General features: G+C 25.0%; 7 protein-coding genes. All 7 read left to right on the top strand.

The window, feature by feature from the left end; all coding sequences use genetic code 11:
- Nucleotides 1-77: 77 nt before the first annotated feature.
- Entirely contained in the window at nucleotides 78-488 is a 411-nt protein-coding gene (locus MBCUR_RS00250; protein ID WP_067088740.1) for a transcriptional regulator, read from the top strand.
- A gap of 331 nt (nucleotides 489-819) precedes the next feature.
- Entirely contained in the window at nucleotides 820-1,458 is a 639-nt protein-coding gene (cysE, locus tag MBCUR_RS00245; protein ID WP_067088735.1) for a serine O-acetyltransferase, read from the top strand.
- 264 nt (nucleotides 1,459-1,722) lie between these two features.
- Nucleotides 1,723-3,216 (top strand): ATP-binding protein, encoded by a 1,494-nt coding sequence (locus MBCUR_RS00240; protein ID WP_067088733.1) that lies wholly within the window; start codon nucleotides 1,723-1,725, stop codon nucleotides 3,214-3,216.
- Nucleotides 3,216-4,058: a vWA domain-containing protein gene (locus MBCUR_RS00235; RefSeq protein WP_067088730.1), complete on the top strand. Its 843-nt coding sequence runs from the start codon at nucleotides 3,216-3,218 to the stop codon at nucleotides 4,056-4,058. Before MBCUR_RS00240 ends, MBCUR_RS00235 begins: the two co-directional genes overlap by 1 nt.
- Nucleotides 4,059-4,213: 155 nt before the next feature.
- The gene (locus MBCUR_RS10520) at nucleotides 4,214-5,254 is read left to right on the top strand and encodes an epoxyqueuosine reductase (RefSeq protein ID WP_067088728.1); all 1,041 of its coding nucleotides are present in this window, start codon (nucleotides 4,214-4,216) and stop codon (nucleotides 5,252-5,254) included.
- A gap of 182 nt (nucleotides 5,255-5,436) precedes the next feature.
- The gene (locus tag MBCUR_RS00225) at nucleotides 5,437-5,958 is read left to right on the top strand and encodes a DUF367 family protein (protein ID WP_067088725.1); all 522 of its coding nucleotides are present in this window, start codon (nucleotides 5,437-5,439) and stop codon (nucleotides 5,956-5,958) included.
- Nucleotides 5,959-6,287: 329 nt separating this feature from the next.
- Entirely contained in the window at nucleotides 6,288-6,434 is a 147-nt protein-coding gene (locus tag MBCUR_RS00220; RefSeq protein ID WP_067088722.1) for a 50S ribosomal protein L40e, read from the top strand.
- Nucleotides 6,435-6,893: the final 459 nt, after the last annotated feature.

The raw sequence follows: 6,893 nt of genomic DNA, 5'->3' as shown, positions 1-6,893 counted from the left end.
TTATTTTTTTTTTTTAAATTTTTTTTTTTTTTTTTTTTTTTTTTTTTTTTTACATTATAACTATTTGTGTGATTTTTATGAAACAACCTTGTGAAATAGTAGTATGGTATGTTATACCTAGTTGTAGAGCAATTTTAGCAAAAGAATTATTTAAATTAGGAATGAAGCAAAAAGAGATTTCAAATATTCTTGATATTACTCAACCTGCTGTTTCTCAGTATCTTTCAGATAAAAGAGGTGGACGTGAAGTTAAATTCACTGATGAGATTAATAAGATGCTTGAAGAATTGGCTTACAAGTTAAAAGAAGGTTTAGCTGGTCAAATGGATATAATAGCTGAAATTTGCGAGATCTGTAGAAAAACAAGAACTGAAGATATTCTGTGTATGTTACATAAATCTAATAGTGATATTCCAGAAAACTGTCAGCAGTGCCTATCTCGTAAAGAAGAGTCTTTTTGTCCACATAGCTACAGTTTTTCTATTTAGTTTATAATTTTTTTATTTATTTATTCTTTCTTTTATTTTTTATTAGTTAATAGATTTTTATTAGTTAACAGTAGCTTATAAATTAATAGTATTTTTTTAAATAAAAAGAAACATTTTAATATAATAAATTACATAAATTTGATAGAATAACTTAGGATTTTAATAAATAGAATAACTTAGGATTTTAATAATAAAATTTATATATCTTATTTATAGAACTTTTGTTTTAAACTAATTTTTATGTTTATTCATACATTTGGAATATGGATAACAATTATTTATTTTTTTCATGATTATAGTTTACTTAATTTAACCCCTCTAATTGATTTTTATGTTTGATAGAATAAAAGAAGATATAACAATGGTCAGATTAAGAGACCCTGCTGCTAGAAGTAAAGTAGAGATTTTCTTTTGTTACCCAGGTATACATGCTATTTGGGTACATTTAATAGCCCATAAATTTTGGAAATGGAAGAGCTATTTTATAGCAAGGTTAATATCTCATATTAATAGGTTTTTTACTGGGATTGAAATTCATCCTGCAGCTCAAATTGGTAGGAGAGTCTTCATTGATCATGGGATGGGTGTTGTTATTGGTGAAACAACATCTGTTGGAGATGATGTTTTAATTTATCAAGGAGTAGTTTTAGGTGGAACAAGTTTGTACAAAGAAAAAAGACATCCTACTGTTGGCAATGGTGTAGTAATTGGTGCTGGAGCTAAAATTTTTGGAGCTGTTAAGATAGGAGATGGGTCTAAAGTAGGTGGGGGAGCTGTTGTTTTAAAAGATGTGCCTCCAGGGGATACTGTTGTAGGAGTTCCAGGTAAAAATGTTAGTGAAAATAGACATTGTGCAATTGACCAAGAACATCAAGACTTACCTGATCCTATTAATGAAACCATTAGAGAGCTTATATTAAGACAAAGTGAGTTAGAAATAGAAATTGCAAATTTAAAACGTAAAAAATAATTAAATTCACATATATGATATTTTATATGTTATTTTTATATTTTTTTATTTTTTTTTATATTATTTTAATATTATTTTTTACATGTTTTTATAAATTAATTAAATATTGTTTATTATGAATAAAATATTATTTATTATTTATTATGAATAATTATATAATAAAAATATATAATAAAAATAGTCATATAATAAAAATGCAATTTATTATTGAAAAAGAGGATTTAAATAAATTTATAAGTAAATTTAAAATGATTTGGGGTTTTTATGAAAAATAGTTCTTATCCATTTTCTGCAATTGTTGGACAGGAAAAAATTAAAAAAGCATTAATATTAAATGCAATTAATCCTTCAATTGGTGGAATATTAATTAAAGGGGATAGAGGGACTGGAAAAACTACTGCTGTTAGAGCTTTAGCTGATTTGCTTCCAGAAATTGATGTTGTTGAAAATTGTCCTTTTAATTGTGATTTAAATAGCTATAAAGAGTGTGATCATTGTTCGTCCTTAGATGAGCTTAAAATAATTAAAAAACCAATGAAAGTTGTTGAGTTTCCTCTTGGAGCAACTGAAGATAGGATTTTAGGTTCATTAAACATTGAAAAAGCATTACATGATGGGGTTAAATCATTAGAACCAGGTATTTTGGCTAAAGCACATAGAAACATATTGTATATTGATGAAATTAATCTTCTTGATGATAATTTAGTGGATATTTTATTAGATGCAGCGGCTTATGGTGTAAATGTTATAGAACGTGAAGGAATATCTCTTAGTCATCCATCTAAATTTATTTTAGTTGGAACTATGAATCCTGAAGAAGGAGAACTTAGAGGACAACTTTCCGACAGAATTGGGCTTACAATTTCTGTTTCTGGCATCAATGATATTGGTAAAAAGATTTTAATTATCAAACGTCGTGAAAAATTTGAAACAAACCCTGAAAAATTTAGGGAAAAATTTAAAAATGAAGATTTAAAACTTCAAAATAAAATAATTCATGGAAGAGAAATTTTAGACAAAATTAAAGTGACAGATTATATTTTGGAGATAATAGCTCGTGTAACATTATATGTTTCAACTGAAGGTCATAGAAGTGATATAGCTATTTTAAAATGTGCCAAATCAATAGCTGCTTTTAATGATTCATCAGAAATTAGTGAAAGTTACTTAGAAGAAGCTTTTTACTTAGTTTTAGGTGAATTGCCACAAGTTCAAAATTCTCAAAATAGTATTCGAAGATATATGGAACAGGCAAAAAAAGATATGGAAAAAGAAAAGGAAAAACAAAAAAAACTTGAAGAAATTGAAAAAAAACAAAGAAACCAAGAAAGTCAAAACCAAAATTCAAACAATAAAGACAATAATGATGAAAACCATCAAAAGGATAATGAGAATGGCAACAATGAAAACTCTAATGGCTTTGGGGATGAATCCAAAAACCCTAATTTTGATGGTGAATATGATAATGAAGATGAAAATTCTAATGATGAAGCTGGAGAAATGGAATTAAAAAATGATTCATTTTCTAAGGGCAAAAACAACAATCAATTTAATGTAAATATGGATTTAAATTTAAACAGGGATAAAAAACCAGATGACAGTAATATAGATGATATGGATTACAATCAAAGCGATTTTCAAGATAAAAATAATGATAAAAATGACTTAACTTTTAATCAAATAGCTAATAATGCTATGAAATCATTTGGAGAATTTGAATCTGATGATATGGGGCTTGATATAAAAAAATATTGGTGATGGAAGGTAGACAAAATAAAAGATTGTATGGTACCCATGTAGATTCTAAAAATGAAAAAGGAAAATATATTAAAAGTAAGCAAACCCAAAAAATTTCCAATGATATAGCCATTGATGCAACTTTAAGAGCAGCTGCTGTTAATTCTAATTCTTTTAATAATTCTTTTAATAATTCTCCTAATAATTTAATTAAATCCAATTTATCAAATGGTAAAAAAGCAAAAATCACTGTTAGCAAAGAAGATTTAAGAGAAAAGGTTAGAAAGCATAAAGCTCGAGGATCAATAGCTCTTGTTATTGATATGAGTGGATCAATGGTATCAGAAAAAAAAATTAATAGAATAAAGTCTATTTTAGATTTAATAGTTAAAAACACCATTAAACATAAAGATAAGTTATCGGTAGTTGGTTTTAAAGGTAAGGATGCCGAAATCATCATTCCAAATACTAAACATCCTAGTTCATTTTTATCTAAATTAGATACCATAACAGTTGGTGGCACTACACCAATAGCCATTGGTTTAAAAAGAGGAATGGAAGTATTGAAAAAAGATATTCAGCTTAAGGAATATGTTCCTATGCTAATTTTACTTTCAGATGGTAGACCAAATGTTGGATTAGGAGGAAGCCCTTTACACGACACTTTAAGTATTGGAGAAGAGTTGTCTAATGCTCAAATTCACAATATTATTATAGATTTTGATAAGCGTTCTACACATGGACGTAATTTTAATATGGAGCTTGCATTTGTTACTAAAGGGGCTTACTATAATTTAGAAAATGAAATTAATCCAGAAATAGCTATTGAACAAATATTAAATAGAGAAAGAGGATTTTTATAATATTTTTATAATATTTTTATAATATTTATTTTTATAATACTTTCATTTTATAATATTTTAGTTTTATAATATTTTTATTTTTTAAAAGATTTTTGTTATTACTTTTTTAATAATTCTTAATTGATAATTGAGGAATTAATAATAGAGGGATTAATATGGATGAGGAACTTACAAATCTTATTAAAAAAATGGTTATTGATTTAGGAGCATCAGAAGTGGGTATTGTATCTAATGAAATGATTTTAAATGGTCCAGATACAATAGATTTAACTTATCCACTTAAAACAGCTAAATCAGCTATTATATTTGCAGTTAGCTTGAATCAAGATTTAATAGATGAATATTTAGGAAAAGTTAATCAAAAAATGAATTTAAATAAGATTAGAACCACAACTTTTGCTGGTGGAATTGGACTGGAACTTGAGGGTCTAATTCGTCAACTAGGTTATGATGCAGTTGCCTTAAATCCTAACTATGTCTATAGATTTGATAGTGAAAATGGCTTAGATGATAGAAAACCTCCACTTTCTCATATATTTTTAGGTTTAATCTCTGGTATTGGATTTTTAGGGCACAATGGTTTATTGATAACAAAAAAAGATGGGGCAGCCATTGTTTTATCTACAGTTGTAACCAGTGCAGAGTTAATTCCAACAAAGCCATTAAATCCAAAAGACAACTACTGTGACAAATGCAATCTATGTGTTGGAGCATGTATTCCTAAATACTTAAATAAAAATGAAGTTGAAATTTCTTTAAATAATTTAAAGTATAAAACAAGAGAATATAAGAATAAAAAAAGGTGTGTATTGGTTTGTGCAGGTTATACTGGTCTTAATCCTTCTAAAAAATGGTCAACATGGTCTTCTGGAAGATTTGATGTTTTAGATAATGATGAAGAACTTGTAGAATCAATTAAACAACATGTTCCTGCTTATTTAAAAAGAAAAAGAAATGCAGGAGTTTTTTATCATCCTCTTGCTCCAGGTTATCAAATGGAGTATTCTTGCTCAACATGTCAATTGATATGTCATCCAGATAAAGATGTTAGAAAAAAACGATACAATTTAATTAGAAGCTCTGGAGTAGTAATTGAAGATGAAATAGGAAATAGAATGGCTATTTCTCCAGAAAAAGCAGAAAAATATATTAATTCCCTTAATGAAGATAGAAAAAAGCTATTTGTTGATGAGTAGTTTTTTGTATTGCATTTTTATTTTTTATATTTTATATTTTATTTTCAATTTTTTCATTTCTATATTTTTTTAATTTTTTTATATTTTTTTTTAATTATTGAACTATATTAAATTTTATTATTAGACTTTATTATTAGATTTTATTATTAAATTTTAATTGCAACGATTTAAATAAGATTATTATGAAAATAAGTATTTTTCATGCAAATGAATGTGATAAAAAAAAATGTACTGCTTTTAAATTGGAAAAAACTAAAAGAGCAAAACTTTTTTATAATCTGAACCAAATTCCTAAAGGAGCCATAGTATTAAACCCATTTTCTTCTAAGGCAGTTTCAATGGAAGATAGAGAAGCAGTTATTAAAAGAGGAATTGTTGGATTAGACTGTTCTTGGAATAAAGTTTCTAATTCATCTAAATTTTTTAATTTATCTAAGTATCATAGGTCTTTACCTTTTTTAATTGCTGCCAGTCCTGTTAATTATGGAAAACCATCTACTTTATCCACTGTTGAGGCAATAGCTGCTACTTTATACATTACAGGATTTAAAGATGAATCTATTGATTTAATGTCTACTTTCAAATGGGGTCATACATTTGTTGAATTAAACTACGAGCTATTAGAAGCTTATAGTGAAGTATATACTAGTGGAGAAGTTGTTAAAATACAAAATGACTTTTTAAATCAAAATAATCATAAATAGTTTTTATTGGAGGTTATTTTTCAATATTAAAAAATAAGCAATAAAAGCATATATTTATATAATATTAGAAATAAATTATTTTATAATATGGATTTATAAATCTCTTTTTGCTCATGTTTATTTTTTATTCACTTATTTTTAATAAGTTTATTTTTAATAAAATTGGCTTTATAAATTGTTTTTTATATATTAATTCATATAATATTATTTATATAATATTAATTTATATAAGATTAGGTTAATATCATTAATTTATTATATCTTATTTTATAAGATTAATTCAATTATAATAAAAATTATTTTTAATTTATTTTTATAGGAGGATTAGAATGGCAAGATTTGAAGTAGCTGAAAATAGAATTTTTAAAGTTAAGATTTGTTTAAAATGTAATGCCCGTAATCCCGCTTCTGCAACTACATGTAGAAAATGTGGATATAAAGGTTTAAGATACAAAGCTAAAGAACCAAGAGGATAGATTAATCTTTTTTATCTTTTCTTTTTTATCTTTTTTTATATTTTTTTATCTTTTTTTTTTAATTAAATTTTTATATTTTTTCCTGTTTTAATATTTATTCTTTTTTTTTTAAATATGCTTCTTGTATATTTTTTATTTTTACGAAAATTTTATGGGGAGTGTCAAAAACTTAGTTGATTTCAAATTTATTTTTTACTAATTTTCTATTTCTTTTCTTATGCTTATTTTCCTTTTTACTTATTTTGAGTCTTTATTTTTTTATTACTTTTTTGCTGTTTTTTTATGCTTCAGCTAAGTTTTTTACATGGAAAAAATTTTCTTTTAAAATTCTTTATTTCTTATAATTCTTTTGTATATTTTTTATTTTTTTTATTTTATTGCTTAATTTTTTAAATTTTTTTAAAAAAAAATTTTATTTCTTATTCTTATATTTTCTCTTTATTTAAACAACAATTAATT

This window comes from Methanobrevibacter curvatus (assembly GCF_001639295.1).
GTDB lineage: Archaea > Methanobacteriota > Methanobacteria > Methanobacteriales > Methanobacteriaceae > Methanoflexus > Methanoflexus curvatus.
The sequence above is the reverse complement of the archived record's forward strand: the minus strand, read 5'-3'. Positions and strand labels throughout refer to the sequence as shown.